Source organism: Xanthomonas sp. 1678 (assembly GCF_031455575.1).
Lineage (GTDB): Bacteria > Pseudomonadota > Gammaproteobacteria > Xanthomonadales > Xanthomonadaceae > Xanthomonas_A.
The window spans coordinates 1-18,889 of the sequence record NZ_JAVDSZ010000022.1; the positions used below are offsets into that span (position 1 = coordinate 1).

At 68.0% G+C, this 18,889-nt stretch carries 4 protein-coding genes; all 4 read left to right on the plus strand.

Annotation, left to right across the window (positions count from 1 at the left end):
- Positions 1 to 678: phosphopantetheine-binding protein (locus J2Y70_RS22045; protein WP_309922649.1), on the plus strand; the 678-nt coding region annotated here is incomplete at its 5' end.
- 82 nt (positions 679 to 760) lie between these two features.
- Positions 761 to 1,642 (plus strand): hypothetical protein, encoded by an 882-nt coding sequence (locus J2Y70_RS22050; protein ID WP_309922652.1) that lies wholly within the window; start codon positions 761 to 763, stop codon positions 1,640 to 1,642.
- 21 nt (positions 1,643 to 1,663) lie between these two features.
- Positions 1,664 to 12,667 carry a non-ribosomal peptide synthetase gene (locus J2Y70_RS22055; RefSeq protein WP_309922655.1) on the plus strand — a complete coding sequence of 3,668 codons (11,004 nt, stop codon included), beginning with the start codon at positions 1,664 to 1,666 and terminating at the stop codon, positions 12,665 to 12,667.
- On the plus strand, positions 12,664 to 18,889 hold a 6,226-nt coding region (locus tag J2Y70_RS22060), incomplete at its 3' end, for a non-ribosomal peptide synthetase (RefSeq protein ID WP_309922658.1). The genes J2Y70_RS22055 and J2Y70_RS22060, both read left to right, overlap by 4 nt.

The window sequence follows — 18,889 nt, forward strand, 5'->3', positions numbered from 1 at the left end:
CGCAGCGGCGATCGGGTACAGCAGCTGGGCGATGGCCGGCTGCGCTTCCTGGGGCGGATCGACCAGCAGGTGAAGCTGCGCGGGCACCGGATCGAGCTGGGGGAGATCGAGCATTGCCTGCTGGGCGTGGCGGGGATCGCCGACGCGGTGGTCGACCTGCGGCACAGCGAGGCCGATCCGGAGGGGCAACTGGCCGCCTACGTGGTGCTGGGCGAGGGCCATGCCGCGCCGGCGGAGAGCCAATGGCGCGCACAGCTGCAGGCGCACCTGCCGTCCTACATGCATCCGTCGAGCCTGACGGTGCTGCCGGCGCTGCCGCTGACGGCCAACGGCAAGCTCGACCGGCGCGCCCTGCCGGCACCGCAGCGCGAGGGCGAGGCGCGCGACGATCTGCCGGCCGACGCCGCCGAACGACGCCTGGCCGAGCTGTGGGCCGAACTGCTGGGCCTGCCCCAGGTCGGCGTCACCGCCAGCTTCTTCCAGCTCGGCGGACACTCGCTGCTCGCCGCGCGCATGGCCGCACGCGTCGCCGCCGAATGGGGGGTGCAGTTGCCGGTGCGCGTGGTCTTCGACCATCCGAGCGTGCGCCAGCTGGGCGAGTGGCTGCAGGTCGCGCGGTTGCTGGTGGATGCCGGCGACGACGCCACAACGCCCGCGAGCGACGAAGTGGTCATCTAGGGCTCCAAACCGCTAATCGTGCCCTGTGGCCGGACGGCCAGGGCAACAGCCGTGCTCACACCAAGGAAAGATGGGGACATCGATGAAGTTGGGGTATTCCGAGCAGTTCGCAAGCAAGGTCATCGCCGAGATCACGCCGTTCCAGCACCTGTCTGGAACCGAACACGTGGCGCCGTTGCTGTATTCGCTGATCCGCATGCTCAAGCCGCAGACCGTCGTGGAGTTCGGCAGCGGCTACACCACGCCCTACATCTTGCAGGCGCTGAAGGACAATGAAGAGGACTTCAAACTCAACCAGCGACTGCTGCGCGAGCGCGTCGTCCGTCATTTCGCGACGCTGGGTGCGAGCGAACGGCGCGCGATGCTGCCGGATGACTGGCTGCTGGACCCGACCACCCAGGAGATCTACGGCCAGGAGCCGGTGGTCCCCATTCCGTCGTTCTACGCCAAGCCGTACCGTCCGCACCTGTACACCTTCGAGGTGTTGCCCGAAAGCGATGAATACGTCGGACGCCTGTCCAGACTGGTTGCCGAGCTGAACCTGGACGGCCTGTTCTCGCTGCACGCCGGCTGCCGGGTCACCGACTACGTGGCGCACCTGCCAGCCGAGCGCCTGCCCATCGATTTCGCCTGGAACGACTTCGGCAACAAGAAGCGCTTCTTCGACGAGACGTTCGCCCACGTGCGCGGCGACGGCGGCGTGATGGCGTTCCACAACACCACCAGCAGCGAGAAGGATCACAAGGCCGACCTGGATCAGGTGTTCGACGGGCTGCGTCCGCTGCTGGATGCGCGCAAGGCGGAACTGCTGACGTTCCTGGAGCCGCACAAGTTCACCCAGCGCAGCCTGACCGTGGTCCGGAAGCTGGTCGATTTCAAGGAAGAGTTCTTCCACGATCTGACCGACGAGTACGACCGCAGCCTGCTCAAGCTGTCGCGCACGCGCGGCGAAATCCTGGCGTGATCGCTGAAAAGGACTGACACGATGAACGCTGTCGACATCTTCAAGAAATGCCAGGAACGCGGCATCCGGCTGCACCTGCATGGCGCGGATCTGCGGGTTGCAGCCACGCACGGGAGGCTCGACGAGCAGCTCAAGCAACTCGTCCGGGAACACAAGCAGGCGTTGATCGACCTGCTGCAATCGCAATCCGTGGATGAGCGCACCTCCGCAGGACATGCGGGAGGCGGCATCGTGTTGTCGCTTGCCCAGGAACGACTTTGGTTCCAGTACCTCTACGATGGCGACAGCGCGGTCTACAACATTCCGCTCGTTGTCGAAAGCGCCGCCCGGGTGGACGAAGCCGCCATGCTGGCGGCATTGCGCCAGGTCGTCGCTCGGCATGAGCCGCTGCGCACGGTGATCGCCAATCACGACGGAAGCGCACGCGCGCATGTCCTGGATGCGTCCGATTTCGTCCTGGAGTGCCATGGCGAGATCGCCGACGACGCGCCGCTGCGCGCGCAACTGGCCGACGCGCAAACCAGCAGGCCGTTCGATCTTTCCGCCGATTTCATGCTGCGCGCGGCGTTGCTGCATCGTGCTGGCGCCGGTTCGCTGCTGTACCTGACGTTGCACCATATCGCCGCCGACGGTGCGTCGATCCAGCTGTTGCTCCACGAACTGGATCGCGCCTACACCGCGGCGACGGGCGGTGCCGAGCCACTGCTCGCCCCCCTGGCGCAGCGCTTCTCCGACCATGCGTCCTGGGAGCGGGAGCAACTGCAGGGCGAGCGCCTGCAGCGGCACCTGGATCATTGGCTGCAGCGCCTGGCGGGCGTGCCGGTCCTGCATCGGTTCCCGCTGGACAATCCGCGTCCGCCGACCGCAGATCACGCCGGCGGCCGCCTTCGCTTCGGCCTCGATCCGGACACCAGCGAACGCCTGAAGCAGCTGGCATCGGCGCACGACACCACCTTGTTCACGCTGATCCAGGCCGCCTTCGCCGTGTTCATCGCGCGCTACAGCGATACGGACGATGTGGTGTTCGGTACGCCGGTCGCCAACCGGAACCTTCCTGGAAGCAGCGGGCTGGTCGGCTATTTCGCGCAACTGGTGCCAGTGCGCGCCAAGATCGACGGTTCGGCGAGCTTCGCGCAGGTGCTGGCCGATGTCCGCGACCGGTTCGTCGAAGACATGCCGCACCACCATGTGCCCAACGCGATGATCGTGGACGCCCTCGCCATCGCGCGCCAGCCCAACGCCAACCCGTTGTTGCAGCTCGTCCTGGTGTACGAAGAGAGCGGCGTCGGCGCATCCGCGGGCGAGGCAACGACGGCGCTGGTGCGAACGGCAGTGGAACGCGGCGACACCGGCAGCAAGTTCGATCTCGCACTGATCGCCCGCCACGGCCAGTCCGGGCTGACGTTCGCGTGGGAATACGCATCGGCGCTCTTCGATGCGGCCACGCCGCATCGCCTTGCGGCGAATTTCCTGCACCTGCTGCAGGGGATCTCCCAGGCAATGGAGACCCCTGTCGGCCGCCTGCAATTGCTCGCCGAACAGGAGAGCATCTTTCTGAGCCAGGCCGGGACGGGGGCGGCACTGGAGATCCCGTCGAAATCCGTGCACGCGCTGTTCGAACAGTATGTTCGGCAGACACCGGATGCGCCCGCCGTGGTCCATTCCGATGGATGCGTGACATACGCGATGCTCGACGCCTCGGCCAATGCACTGGCCTGGCGATTGATCGACCATGGCGTAGGTCGCGGCGACATGGTCGGCATCTGCCTGGAGCATCCACGCCTGTTTCCGCTTGCCGCTCTGGCGGTCATGAAGGCGGGCGCGGCCTATCTGCCGCTGGATCCACGCCTACCTCCGCGGCGCATCGCACACGTGATCGACGATAGTCGCGCTCGGCTCTGGCTTGTCGACGGCGATGCGTTGGCGGCCCATGGCGACCACATCCAGTTACTGGATGTCGCTTCGCCGGCGATACCCATGCAGTCATCCGACAGGCCAGCGCCCGGCCACGACGTACGGGCCGATGACCTCGCCTACGTCATCTACACATCGGGATCCACTGGCGCGCCCAAGGGCACATTGCTGGAGCACGCGGGAGCGGTGAACCTGGCCATCGGCCAGCGTGCGCTGCTGGGGTTGGAAGGAGCGGCGGGCCGCCATGCCCGGATCCTGCAGTTCTCGTCCGTCAGCTTCGACGCGGCCACATGGGAGCTGCTCATGGCGCTGTGCAACGGCGGCGCATTGGTGGTCCCCGATCCGGCCGTCAAGCAGGATCCCCCCGCGTTGGCCGCCTTGATCGCGCAACAGCGCGTCACGCATGCCACCTTGCCGCCCGCCTATCTGTCGTCGTTGCAGGACGGTGCGCTGGACGGGCTCTCGCACCTGCTGGTTGGCGGCGAGGCGATCGGCCGCGCCGATGCCAGGCGCTGGATGCACGGGCGTACGTTCTACAACGCCTATGGCCCAACCGAAGCCACCGTGTGCGCCACGCTGGGCGTCTACGCTGGCGAGGACCGCGTGCACATGGGGCGCCCATTGCCCAATTACCGTTGCGCGGTCCTCGACGACCACGGCAACCGGGTGCCGGTGGGCGTGCTCGGCGAACTGCATGTCGGCGGCGTCGGCCTGGCGCGCGGGTATCACGGCCAGCCGGCGCTCACCGCCGAGCGCTTCGTGACGCTCGGTGTCGACGGAGCTCAGGCAGAGCGCTGGTACCGCACCGGCGATCTGGTGCGCTGGCTGCCATCCGGCAACCTCGAGTACGTCGGCCGCCGCGACAACCAGATCAAGATCCGAGGCTTCCGGGTCGAACTCGGCGAGATCGAAGCGGCACTCTCCGAGCACCCGGACATCGCCGCCGCGCACGCCCGTACCTGGCAGGACGCGCACAGTGCAAGCGTCCGCATCGTCGTGTACTACCAGGCGATCGGTACCGCCGACGCGGAAGGCGCGCGCACGCGCATTCGCCAATTTCTCGAGGAGCGGCTACCGGACTACATGGTGCCGATGGCCTATGTGCCGTTGGCGGCGTTGCCGCTGACGGCGCATGGCAAGATCGACGCCGCGGCACTGCCGTCGCCGGCGGAAGCCGATCTGGCCCAGAACGGGTACGTGACTCCCGCCACCGCCACTCAGCGGCTGGTGTGCTCGGTGCTGGGCGAATTGCTGGGCAATCCGCGGATCGGCATCCGGGACAGCTTCTTCGCCATGGGCGGCGATTCGATTCTTTCGATCCGGGCCGTGGCCAGGATCAACGCGCACGGCCATCGCCTGACCTCGCGGCAATTCTTCGACGCAAGGACCGTGGAGGGCATCGCCAGCGTTCTTGATGCCAACGCCAGCGCTGGCCGCCAGGACGACGCCGGGCCGAGCCGTGGTGTGCTGCAGCCGCTGCCGATCCAGCAGCGCTTCCTCGCCCTGGGCGAGGGATTCGACGATCGCTATCTGCAGTCGCTGCTGCTGCACGTGCCGGCCGCCGCCGACGCGGCGTTCTTCCGGCGGTTCCTGCACGCGCTGTTCGCACGGCACGACATGTTGCGTCTCCGTATGCGGCGTGACGGCGATGCAGGCACAGCGCTGTGGTTCCAGGAGCCGGAGGAGGCCGAGCCCGGATCGGCGCTGACCGTGGTGCGGCTGCAAAGCGCCGACGAGGCCGGCCGTTCGCGCGAAATCGAACAGGCAGGCGAGGCCTGCAAGGCCGGCATCCGCCTGGAGAGCGGCCCGCTGTTCGCCATGCTGCTGCTCGAGGCGGAACAGGCCAGCCAGCGTCGTCTGCTCGTGGTATTCCATCACTTCATCGTCGATGGCGTCAGCTGGCGCATTTTCCTCGACGACCTGAAGTTGGCGTTCGCCCAGCACGTCCGTGCCGAACCGGTGGCATTGCCGTTGCCGGGCACCCGCTACCAGCAGTGGGCGCAAGTGGTCGGCGCCTGGCAGGAAAGGACGACCTGGGCGCCGGTGACCGACGCAGTGGCATCCGACCGGACATGGACGGGGACGGCAGCGGGTCCCGAGACGCTTGCCGACAGCGTGACCGCAACGGCAGTGCTGGCCGCAGACGCGACGCGGGCGCTGCTGCAGGATTGCAACCGTGCGTACCGGACCCGGATCGACGACCTGCTCCTGGCAGCGCTGGGAACAGCGCTTCACGAGTGGCGAGGCATCACCGAGCAGGACGTCTTTCTGGAAACCCATGGCCGCGACGAGGAACTGGCCGCCGGTGTCGACCTGGGCCACTGCCTGGGCTGGTTCACTTCGTTGTATCCGTTGCGTCTGCACATGGCCGGCGGCAGCGCCGAGCCGGCGGAGCTCATCCGCCGGATAAAGGAAGCGCGTCGCGCGGAGGCGCATCTCGGCCTGGCGTTCCTGCAAGGCGAAAATCTGCACGTCCATCCCGAGATCCTGTTCAACTATCTCGGGCAGTTCGACCAACAGCTGAGCGCCGGTCGCGACTTCTCCCGTGCGCCCGAATTCACCGGCCATGACGTCGATCGCCGCCGCCGGCGTGACGCGATGTTGGTGTTCAACGGGCGCGTGGTGGACGGCGAACTGGTCTTCCATCTCGACGCCAGCGGCGTGCGTTTCACGCAACAGGACGCCGACGACCTAGCGGCCTGCTTCGCACAGGCGCTGCAGCGGGTGGTAGCCCACTGCAGCAATCAACCGCTGAGCCGCTCGACCCCGTCGGACTTTCCGCTGTGCACGGTCGCGCAGGAAGACCTGGATCGCTGGCAGGAGCAGTTCGGGGAGCTGGAGGACGTCTATCCAGCCACAGGCAGCCAGTTGGGGATGCTGTACCACGCCCAGTTGGAAGGCGGTAGGGGCTACCTCACGCAGAACGTGATGCGGTTCGAACGCGACTTCGATCCGGCGGCCTTCCGCCAGGCGTGGCAATGGGTGGTGGCACGTCATGCCGCGCTGCGCACCATCTTCGTCGGCCTGGATCGCGAACAGCCGCTGCAACTGGTGCTGGCCCAGGCCGCGATGGAATGGCATCAGCAACTGCTGGAACCCGCGGAGGCCGCGGTGCAGCAGCATGTCATCGACGAGCGCCTGCGCCGCGATTACCTCACGCCACTCGACGAGCGGCGGGCACCCTTGGCGCGATTCAGCCTGTTGCACACCGCAGAAGGGCAGGCGGTGTTCGCGTGGACCTGCTCGCACGCGATCCTGGATGGCTGGAGCCTGGGCATCGTCTATCGCGAGGTGATCGAAGCCTACGAGGCGTTACGAGCCGGTCGCGCGCCGCGGCCACAGCCTGTGACCGGCTTCCGTCGCTATGTCGAGTGGGCCGGCTCGCGTGATCGGGAAGCGGCCACGGCATTCTGGACCGAGGAGTTATCCGGGCTCGTGGCCGATGCAGGCATCGGCATCGAAGCGCCCGCACAGCCGGTAGCACCTGGCAAGGATGCCATCGGGTGGTCGCCGTCCGCCGACGATCTGGACGCGATGCGGCGCTATGCCGCGGCGCACGATGTCGCCATCAGCACGTTGGTGCAGGCGGCCTGGCTCTACCTGTTGGCACGCTACCGTGGCACGGACGAGGCCATTACCGGGATGACGCTGTCCGGTCGACCCGCCGAGCTTGCGGAGGTGGAAGCCGTGGTCGGCATGCTCGTCAACACGGTCCCGCTGGCCGCGCGCATTCCGCGAGGACAGGACGTGGCCAACTGGCTGCAGACGCTGCAGCAGCGCCAGCAGTTGCGTGAGGGTCACGGACATCTGCCATTGGCCGAGATCGTGAAACTGGCCGGGGCCGCGCAGGATGGGACGTTGTTCTCCAGCGTCCTCGGCTTCCATAGCCAGCCGGTGGGACAGGCGGCATCGGCCATGCGCCGCAGCGGCGCCAAGGGCGGAGTGTCGAACGAGAACACGCATTACCCGCTTGTGCTGGGCGTATCGCCGCACGAAGGGCTGCATTTCACATTGACCTATGAAACATCGCGCTTCGATCGCGCGGCCATGTTGCGGTTGCGCGACCATCTGCAGGCGGTACTGCGGGCGCTGATCTCCCCGCACGTCCGGACCATTGCCGATATCGAGATGCTCGCGCCGGCCGAGCTGGCGGAGTTGGCAGCCCTGGCCGAGGGCGCGCCGTTACAGCGGCCGGCGCCGTTGCTGCCGCACTGGCTGCGCAGCAACGCGCAGCAGCGCGGGGCGCAGCCGGCGGTGCTGCTGGAGGACCAGGCGCTGGATCATGCCGGACTGGACGCGCGCAGCAACCAGTTCGCACGCGCCCTGGTCGCGGTCGGGGTCCGTCCCGGCGACCGGGTCGGGGTGTGCCAGCAACGCACGCTGGACATGGTGGCCAGCGTGCTCGGCACGCTGAAGGCCGGGGCGGTGTACGTACCGCTGGATCCCGGCTATCCGGATGCGCGCCTGGCCTTCCTGCTGGCCGATGCCGGCATCGGCCACGTGCTCGCCGAGGAGTGGTTGGCCGCGCAGTTGCCGCTGTCGGGCCAGACGGTGGTGGCGGTGGAGGCGGCCGATGCGCAGTCGGCGGCGGCGTTCGACAGCCCGGTCACGCGCGCGAGTGCGGCGTACATGATCCACACCTCCGGATCGACCGGGCAGCCCAAGGGCGTGCTGGTCGAGCATGGGGCGCTGGCCGACAAGCTGGCGGCGCTGGCGCAGCAGTACGGGCTAGGCGAGGACGAGCGCGGCCTGCTGTTCGCCTCGATGAGCTTCGATGCCTCGCTGAGCCAGTTGCTGGCGCCGCTGTGCGTCGGTGGCAGCGTGGTGCTGCGCCCGGACGGGATGAGCGAGCCGGAGGCGGTGCTGGCGCATGTGCGCGCGCAGCGGGTGACCTGGCTGCACGTGGTGCCGGCGTACCTGCGGCAGTTGCTGGAGGTGGACGACTGGTCGGGCACGGCGCTGCGGCGGGTGAGCTGCGGTGGCGACGTGCTGGACCGTGGGCTGCAGCAGGCGTGGTTCGGCGCCGGGCGCGCGGGGATCGCGCTGTACAACTCCTACGGTCCGACCGAGATCACGATCACCGCGAGCGTGCACGAGGTAGATGCCGCGCAGGCGGTGGTGCCGATCGGGCGGCCGTTGCCGGGGGTGCGCTACTGGGTGCTGGACGGGCAGGGCCGGGTGCTGCCGCGCGGGGCGGTGGGCGAGCTGTGCATCGGTGGGCGATCGCTGGCGCGCGGCTACTGGAACCGGTCCGAGCTCAGTGGCGAGCGCTTCGTGGCGCTGGAACCGCTGCCGGGTCGTGGCGAACGGATGTACCGCAGCGGCGACCGGGTGCGCTGGAACGCGGCGGGGGAACTGGAGTTCGTCGGGCGCAGCGATCACCAGGTGAAGGTGCGTGGGCATCGGATCGAGCTGGGCGAGGTGGAGGCGGCGCTGCAGGCGTGCCCGGGCGTGGCGGCGGCGGTGGTCAAGGTGGAGCAGGACAGCCTGTGGGCGTACGTGGAGTTGGCGGGGTCCACGGCCGGGCAGGTGGAAGCGGCGCTGGCGGAGCGGCTGCCGGCGCACCTGTTGCCGAGCGGATACGAGGTGGTGGGGGAGTGGCCGTTGACGCGCAGCGGCAAGCGCGACCGGGCGGCGTTGGTGCGGGGCCAGGGGACTGCGGCATTGCGGCGTGGTCCGTCCACTGCGGTGGAGCAGGCGCTGCTGGAGATCTGGACGGCGTTGCTCAAGCGCGAGGACATCGCGGTGACCGACAACTTCTTCCAGAAGGGCGGTCACTCGTTGCTGGCGACGCGGCTGGCGAGCCAGATCCGGCGCCGGTTCGAGGTGGCCTTCACCCTCAAGAGCCTGTTCGAACTGCCCAGCATCGAGGAACAGGCAGCGCTGGTGCTGGCGCAGCGTAGTGCCGACGCCAGCGGCGATGCGCGCCTGCCGACGATCCCGCGCTTGCAGCACGACCGTCCGGTGCCGCTGTCCTTCGCGCAGAAGAGCCTGTGGTTGATGGACCAGATGGAAGGCGGAAACGCGGGTTACATCGCCGGCACGTCGCTGACCGTGAAAGGCCGCTTCGTCACCGATGCCGCCGAACGCGCCTTCTCCAGCATCATCGCGCGTCACCAGGTATTGCGTTCGATCATCCGCGAGCACGAAAGCGGGCCAATGCAGACGGTCACGGGCGCCGAGCGGTTCCGTGTCGAATTCGTCGACCTCAGCCAGCTGCCGTTGGCCGACGCGAGTTCCGCGCTGGAACGGATCAGCCACGACGCACGCACGCGCCGCTTCGACCTCTCCAGCGACCTGATGCTGCGCGTCCATGTCGTCCGCCAGGCCAGCGATCTCCACACCCTGCTGGTCCATATGCACCACATCGCCTGCGACGGCTGGTCGGTGGGCTTGTTGATGGGCGAGTTCAACACGCTGTATCGCATGTACAGCGCGTCTGCGGCGACGGACGATGCGGGCGAACTGCCGTCTCTGCCCATCCAGTACCGCGACTATGCACAGTGGCAGCAGGAGTGCCTTTCCGGAAGTCGTCTGGACGCATTGGTGGACTATTGGAAGCGGCGACTGGAGGGCATCCCTGAGCTGCACGGGTTGCCGGTCGACCTGCCACGCCCGCCGCGGCCCAGCTTCCGCGGCTCGGTGCATCGGCAGCAGCTGGACGCCGGCATCGCGGCGATGCTGTCCCGTGCCTGCCATGCGCAAGGTGCGACGTTCTTCATGGGCATGCATGCCGCCTTCGCGGCGTGGCTCGCCAGGTATTGCGGCCAGGACGACGTCGTCGTCGGCACGGCAGTCGCCAATCGGGAGCAGAGTGAAGTGGCTTCCTTGATCGGCTTCTTTTCCAATACATTGGTGTTGCGTACTCCTGTCCGGCCGCAGCAGGCATTCAACGACCTGCTGTCGCAGGTAAAGCAACAGGACATCGCCGACTTCGACCATCAGCAGCTGCCTTTCCCGCTGCTCACCGAGCACTTGAATCCCGAGCGCCATCTCGATCGGCATCCGCTGTTCCAGATTGTGCTGAACGTGGACAACAACGATGTCGAGCGCTTGCAGGTGCCCGGGTCCAACGTGCAAGGCAGGGAGCGTGGCAGCTACGAGAGCAATTTCGACCTGACCCTGTATGCGGTGGAGCAGGCCGACGGCATCAAGCTGCTCTGGCGTTACGCCACCGATCTGTTCACGCCGGCGACGATCGCGCGGATGGCGGACAGCTTTCAGACGCTGTTGCAGGCGGCGGTGGCCGATCCTGCCGCGCCTGTGCAGGCGCTGCCGATGGTGGGCGAGGCCGAGCTGGCGGAGCTGGCAGACTTGGCCGAGGGCGCGCCGTTGCAGCGGCCGGCGCCGTTGCTGCCGCACTGGCTGCGCAGCAACGCGCAGCAGCGCGGGGCGCAGCCGGCGGTGCTGCTGGAGGACCAGGCGCTGGATCATGCCGGGCTGGACGCGCGCAGCAACCAGTTCGCACGCGCCCTGGTCGCGGCCGGGGTCCGTCCCGGCGACCGGGTCGGGGTGTGCCAGCAACGCACGCTGGACATGGTGGCCAGCGTACTCGGCACGCTGAAGGCCGGGGCGGTGTACGTGCCGCTGGATCCGGGCTATCCGGATGCGCGCCTGGCCTTCCTGCTGGCCGATGCCGGCATCGGCCACGTGCTCGCCGAGACCGCGCAGGCCATTCGCCTGCCGCTGTCGGGCCAGACGGTGGTGGCGGTGGAGGCGGCCGATGCGCAGTCGGCGGCGGCGTTCGACAGCCCGGTCACGCGCGCGAGTGCGGCGTACATGATCCACACCTCCGGGTCGACCGGGCAGCCCAAGGGCGTGCTGGTCGAGCATGGGGCGCTGGCCGACAAGCTGGCGGCGCTGGCGCAGCAGTACGGGCTGGGCGAGGACGAGCGCGGCCTGCTGTTCGCCTCGATGAGCTTCGATGCCTCGCTGAGCCAGTTGCTGGCGCCGCTGTGCGTTGGTGGCAGCGTGGTGCTGCGCCCGGACGGGATGAGCGAGCCGGAGGCGGTGCTGGCGCATGTGCGTGCGCAGCGGGTGACCTGGCTGCACGTGGTGCCGGCGTACCTGCGGCAGTTGCTGGAGGTGGACGACTGGTCGGGCACGGCGCTGCGGCGGGTGAGCTGCGGTGGCGACGTGCTGGACCGAGGGCTGCAGCAGGCGTGGTTCGGCGCCGGGCGCGTGGGGATCGCGCTGTACAACTCCTACGGTCCGACCGAGATCACGATCACCGCGAGCGTGCACGAGGTAGATGCCGCGCAGGCGGTGGTGCCGATCGGGCGGCCGTTGCCGGGGGTGCGCTACTGGGTGCTGGACGGGCAGGGCCGGGTGCTGCCGCGCGGGGCGGTGGGCGAGCTGTGCATCGGTGGGCGATCGCTGGCGCGCGGCTACTGGAACCGGCCCGAGCTCAGTGGCGAGCGCTTCGTGGCGCTGGAACCGCTGCCGGGTCGTGTCGAACGGATGTACCGCAGCGGCGACCGGGTGCGCTGGAACGCGGCGGGGGAACTGGAGTTCGTCGGGCGCAGCGATCACCAGGTGAAGGTGCGTGGGCATCGGATCGAGCTGGGCGAGGTAGAGGCGGCGCTGCAGGCGTGCCCGGGCGTGGCGGCGGCGGTGGTCAAGGTGGAGCAGGACAGCCTGTGGGCGTACGTGGAGTTGGCGGGGTCCACGGCCGGGCAGGTGGAAGCGGCGCTGGCGGAGCGGCTGCCGGCGCACCTGTTGCCGAGCGGATACGAGGTGGTGGGGGAGTGGCCGTTGACGCGCAGCGGCAAGCGCGATCGGGCGGCGCTGGTGCGGGGTCAGGGGGCTGCGGCATTGCGGCGTGGTCCGTCCACTGCGGTGGAGCAGGCGCTGCTGGAGATCTGGACGGCGTTGCTCAAGCGCGAGGACATCGCGGTGACCGACAACTTCTTCCAGAAGGGCGGTCACTCGTTGCTGGCGACGCGGCTGGCGAGCCAGATCCGGCGCCGGTTCGAGGTGGCCTTCACCCTCAAGAGCCTGTTTGAACTGCCCAGCATCGAGGAACAGGCGCGCATGATCGCAACGACGAAGGAACCGGGCCAGCAGTTGGCGACGGAGCAGGAAAACGCCATGGAGGAATTCGACGTATGAATGCCAACGCATTGCTGGACATGCTGCGCGCCCGCAACATCGAACTGCGCGCCAACGGCGAGAACCTCAGGGTGATCGGGCCGGCCGGGGCACTGACCGACGCATTGCGCGAGCTGGTACGCGACAATAAACCGGCGTTGCTGGCCCAGCTGTCGCAGGACGCGCCGCCCCACGCGGACGGATCGCCCGCCCACAGCAAGGCAGGGCGCACTGCGTTGTCGTTCGCCCAGCGCCGGCTATGGTTCCTGCAGCAACTCCAGGGCGGCAATCTCTACAACATCGGCGGCAACTTCGCGGTGCGTGGCGGGCTCGAACTGGAGGCGCTGCAGCGCGCCCTCAATGCCATTGTCGCGCGCCACGCGGTGTTGCGCACGGTCTATGGACAGGAGAACGGCGAACCCTATCAGGTGCAGAGGGCCGACGGCGTCCTGCACATCGATCGATTCGCGGTGGACGGCGATGCCGGCGACTCGGAGCAGCAATGGCGGAGGATCAGCGCCGCGTACGCGGGCCGCGCCTTCCGCCTGGACCAGGACCTGATGCTGCGTGTGGGCATCGTCGACTACGCGGCAGACGAGCAGCGCCTGATGATCCAGATGCACCACATCGCCTCCGATGGCTGGTCGTTGTCGATCTTCATCAGAGAGCTCAACCACTTCTACAAGGCATTCAGCGAGGGCGGTGCGGAAGAGGCCGCATTGGAACCCTTGCCGATGCAGTACGCGGACTACGCGCGACAGCAGGACGGCGCCTTCCGGCGCGGCGACATGATCAAGGGCTGCGAGTTCTGGAAGCACTACCTCAAGGACCTGCCGGAGGTGCACGCTCTCCCGCTGGACAGGCCACGCCCGCCGCAACAGAGCCACCATGGCGGGACCGTCAGCAGCCGCCTGCCGGTCGCTGTCGCCACGGGACTGGCGGAACTGACTCGAGCGCATGGCGCCACGCTGTTCATGGCGCTGCACTCGGCTTTCAGCTTGTTCCTGTCCCGTTACAGCGGCGAGGCCGACATCGTGCTCGGCACGCCCATCGCCGGCCGAGACGACTACAGCCAGGAGAACCTGATCGGGTGTTTCGTCAATACCCTGGTGCTGCGCGCCAGTGTGGATCCGGAGCAGTCCTTCGAACAGCTGCTGCGCCATTGCCGCACGCAATTGCTGGACGCCTACCAGTATCAGGAGGTTCCCTTCGAGTATCTGGTCGAGGAACTCAAGCCCAGCCGCAGCCTGCAATACAACCCCCTGTTCCAGATCATGTTCGCCCTGCACAACCAGGAGCGTACCGGTTTCTCGTTCGGCAAGGCGCGGTTCACCGCCATCGCACAGGAATCGGCGGCGAGCAGCAAGTTCGACCTGTCGCTGGATGCCGTGGAGGGTGCCGGCGGCATCGATCTGGTCTGGCGCTATGCGAGCGACCTGTTCGATGCGGAAAGCATCGAGCGCATGGACCGCAGTTTCCGTCATCTGGTGGCGGAGATCGTCGCCAGCCCGGCACTGCCGATGCGCCAGCTCGCGATGGTCACGCCCTCCGACAGGCATCGCCTGCTGGACATGAAGGACGCCGATACAGCACTGCCCGCCAACTTGCCCGATGCACTGCAGCGGCAAGCGCGGACGCGGCCGGCACACCCGGCGCTGGTCGCACCCGGCGCGTCGTGGAGCTATGCCGACCTGTCCCTGGCAGTGGAGCAGGCCGCCGCGGGCTTGCATGCGGCAGGCGTGGGCCCAGGCGACCGGGTGGGCGTCCATCTGGACTCCTCGGCGGGCCTGGTCATCGCCACGCTGGCGCTGTTCAGGCTCGGCGCCGTCTATGTTCCGCTGGACCCGGACTATCCGCTGTCGCGGCTGCGCTACATGGTCGAGGACAGCGGCGCGCGCCTGGTCATCGGCAGCCGGGCCGGGCATGCAGGCAGCGAGGCGTTGGGCGTACGGGCGCTGGCCTGGGAAGACTTGTCCACGGCCGACCTGGCATGTCTCGATGCGATGGCCCGGCCGGACGAAGACACGTTGGCGTACATCGTCTACACGTCCGGCTCCAGTGGGCAACCGAAGGGCGTGATGGTGAGCCATGGCAACGTCCTGTCCTACCATGATGCCGCCCAGGCGATCTATGGCGTGGCACCCGACGACCGGGTACTGCAATGCGCCTCGCCGTCGTTCGACATCTTCATCGAAGAACTGGCCATGTCGCTCTACAACGGCGCGACGTTGTACGTCGGTGGCCGCAGCAGCCAATCCGGCCGGTCGTTCTGGGACGAGGTCGCGACGCACGGCATCACGATCGTGTCGCTGCCGACCGCCTACTGGCACCTGCTATGCAGTGAACTTGCCGGCGGCAACGGTCCGGGCGGCAAGACGACCTTGCGCATGCTTATCGCCGGTGGCGAGAAGATGTCGGTCGAACAGCTGCGGCAGTGGCGCCAGTGCGCGTCGTTGTCGCAGATCCGGGTGATCAATACCTATGGCCCCACCGAAGCGACGGTGATCGCCAGCGCGTTCGACACCTCAGGCCATGATGCCGATGCCGGCGCGATTCCCATCGGTGCTGCGTTGGCGAACAGCCATTGCATCGTCGTCGACGCGCAAGGCGAGCTGGTGCCGCCCGGCGCTGTCGGCGAACTGGTGATCGCAGGCCGCTCTGTCGCGCAGGGGTACCTTGGCAAGCCGGAGCAGACGGCTGCCGCGTTCGGGACGATCAGCGACATCCACGGTGGCCTGCACCGGTGCTACCGCACCGGCGACCTGGTGCGCTTGGGCGCCGACGGGCAGTTGCGTTTCATCGGCCGGGGCGACGATCAAGTCAAGATCTCCGGCTTCCGGATCACCACCGGCGAGATCGAGCGCCAGATCCTCGCGGTCCCCGGCGCCTCCATGGCGCGGGTGCTGCTGGAAGGCAGCGGCGACGCGGCCAGGCTGCTTGCCGCACTGGTGCCGGAGTCGGCGGATGCCGCGCAGGACGCGAACGCACTGGTCGAGCGGGTGCATCGCCATCTCAAGGCCACGTTGCCTGCCTACATGTGCCCGTCGGCCTACGCGGTAATGGAAGCACTGCCGTTGACCGCCAATGGCAAGGTCGCGGTAGAGCAGCTGCTGGCGCAATCCTTCCGACCGGTCTCGTCGGCGTCGACCGTTGTGCCGGAAACCGGAACAGAAAAGACGCTGGCGTCGCTGTGGGCGCGGCGGTTGCGCGTCGATCCGGAGGCGATCGGGCGCGACACCAGCTTCTTCGACATCGGCGGTCACTCGCTGCTGGCGATCCGCCTGCTCAACGATATCCAGCGGACGTTCCACAAACGCTTCAGTGTCCGCCAAGTCTTCGAGACCCCGGTGCTTTCGGATCTGGCGCGAAAGATCGACGAGCGCACGCTGGATCTCGGCGAGCAGATCGAGCCCGACGCAGCCGCTGGCAACACGGCTCCGGCCTCCTTCGCACAGAAGCAGCTGTGGTACCTCGAGCAGTTGGGCCCTGCCACGGGTGCCTACAACATCAACGGGCTGCGCCGTTTCCATAGCGAACTGGATCTGCGCGTGGTGGAACAGGTGCTTGGCTGGCTGGTGGCGCGGCACGGTGCGCTGCGTACGCGCTTGGAGGAGCGCGACGATGAACTGTGGCAGCGGGTCGACGATGCGGCCGTGCTGCGGATGGAGGTGATCGACACGCTGTCCGTACCGGCGCCGTTGCGCAAGTCGCTCATCCATCAAGAGGTGCAGGCGCGGGCCCGCCGCCCGTTCGATCTGCGCGCCGGCCTGCTGCTGCGCGTCGCCGCGGTGGTCGAGGAGCAGGGGACATCGCTGGCCTGGGGAATCCACCACATCGCTGCCGACGGGTGGAGCGTCGACCTGTTCTGGCGCGAATTCGACCAGGCGTACGCGCGTCTCGCCGCCGGCAGCGGATTGCCCGAACCGGCACCGGCGTTGCAGTACATCGACTACTCGCGCTGGCAGTCGCGGCAACTGCACACAGGTGCGTGGCAGGGATCCATCGATTATTGGAAACGCCAGTTGCACCGCTTGCCGCCGTTGCACGACCTGCAGACGGACATGCCCAGGCCGGAACTGCAGCGCTTCGAGGGCGCCAGTTACCTCTGGCCGCTGTCAGAACAGTGTCGCAAGGGGCTGGAGGCATTGGCATCGCGGACCGAGACGTCGCTGTTCATGCTGTTCCACGCCGCGTTTGCGCTGCTGCTTTCGCGACGTAGCGGCGCCACCGACATCGTGATCGGGACACCCGCTTCGAACCGTCACCGCCCCGAAGTCGCCGAGACCATCGGCCTGCTGGCCAACCTGGTGGTCCTGCGCACCCAGGTGGACGCCGGCCAATCGTTCCTGTCGTTCCTGCAGCGCATCAAGCGGGTGAACATCGACGCGCTCGAACACCAGGACATTCCCTTTCAGTGCCTGGTGGAGCTGCTGAACCCGGAGCGCAGCGCCGCGTTCAATCCCTTGGTGCAGATCATCATCGGCATCGACCAGGACGACGCGCTCCAGCCACCGGCAGAACCACGCCTGTCCGAGGACGAAGTCGCCAAGTTCGACCTCAGCCTCAACATCGCCGCCGGCCGCGACGGCATGGCGGTCGAACTCAACTACGACCGGTCGCTGTATAGCGCACGGACCGTGATCGGGCTCGCCGAGCAGCTGACCGCCCTTCTTGACGAGATCGCGGCGCAGCCTGACCTGGCTGTCGACGAACTCAGCATGCTCGGAGCCGACGAGCGCACGCGCCTGCTGCGCCACGCCACGCGCGCCGGCTATCCAGGCAGCGAGCCGGGCGATCTGCTGTACGTCCTGGACACGCAGGGGCGGCTGGTGCCGTATGGATGCGAAGGCGAACTGCATGTCGGTGGACCTCGGGTCGAACTGCTGGGCACCGGGCCGGCGAAATGCACGGCCGCGGACGCTGCCATCGGTGCCTTGCTGCCGACCGGAAAATGGGTGCGGTTCGACCACGAAGGGCGGTTGGCGGCGTCGAACAAGGCCAGCCGACGCTACTGGGCGGGGCTGCTCCAAGATGCTTCTGCACGCCACGCCTTGCCGGTCCTGGAAAGCGGGCTGCGTGACGCCGGGCGCGAGGGTGACCTGCTGACGTGGCGGCTTCCCGGCGAACTTGCGTCGCAGCTGCGTGCACTCGCCACCCGCCGTCAGGACGACCTCGCGGTGCTGATGGCGGCCGGTCTCGGCATCCTGCTGGCGCGCTACAGCGGCGAGGCGGCGCCGGTGTTGGCGGTGGATGCGCCGCGACCGGTGCCGACGGGCCTGGATGCGCTGATCGCCCGCACTGAACGCGTCGTGCTAAGGCCGACGTGCGATGCGCAATCCGGGGTGGACGCCTACCTGTCTTCGCTGGACCGGCAATGGGAAGCGGGGTGGCGGCACCGGGACACGTTGGACGTTGTAGTGGCCGACAGGCAGGACGTGTCCTGCAATTCGGTTGCGCAGGTGTTGCTGGCGATGCATGCCGCGCCGCTCACCGCGGATGGCATGACCCGACGCGGCATGGATCTGGTGCTGTCGGTCGTCGCCGACGGCGATGGGCTGGACTTGGCTGTCGGCTACCGGCGCGTGCTGTTCCCGCGTTGGCTGATCGAGCAGATGGCGCAGGACCTGGGCCAGATCTTTGAGCAGCTGGCGGCCGGTGCGGTGCGGCAGCTGCGGGATATCGTGCTGTCCGGCCAGGCGGCGTCGGCGGCGCTGCCCGGCACCGACCAGGCGGCGGACCCGCAGTGCCTGCATGGGCTGTTCGAACGCCAGGTCGCGCGCACCCCGCAGCGGATCGCGGTGCGCTACGGCGACCAGGCGCTGGACTACGCCAGCCTCAATGCCCGCGCCAACCGCTTGGCGCATGCGCTGGTCGCAGCCGGCGTGCAGCCCGGCGCGCTGGTCGGCGTATGCCTGCCGCGTTGCCTGGAGTTGCCGGTGGCGCTGCTGGCGGTGCTCAAGGCCGGCGCCGCCTACGTGCCGATGGATCCGGATTACCCGGCCGAGCGCCTGCGCTACATCGCCGCCGACGCCGGGCTGGGCGTCGTCCTGGAGATGCCGTCCACCCACGCCTGCCTGGATGGCATCGATGCGCGCCTGCTCGACGTCTGCGACGCGCAGACCGTCGCCGGCAGCCCCGACCACGACCCGGCATTGGCCATTGCCCCCTCCAGCCTGGCCTACCTGATCTACACCTCCGGCACCACCGGCCGCCCCAAGGGGGTGATGATCGAACACCGCAATG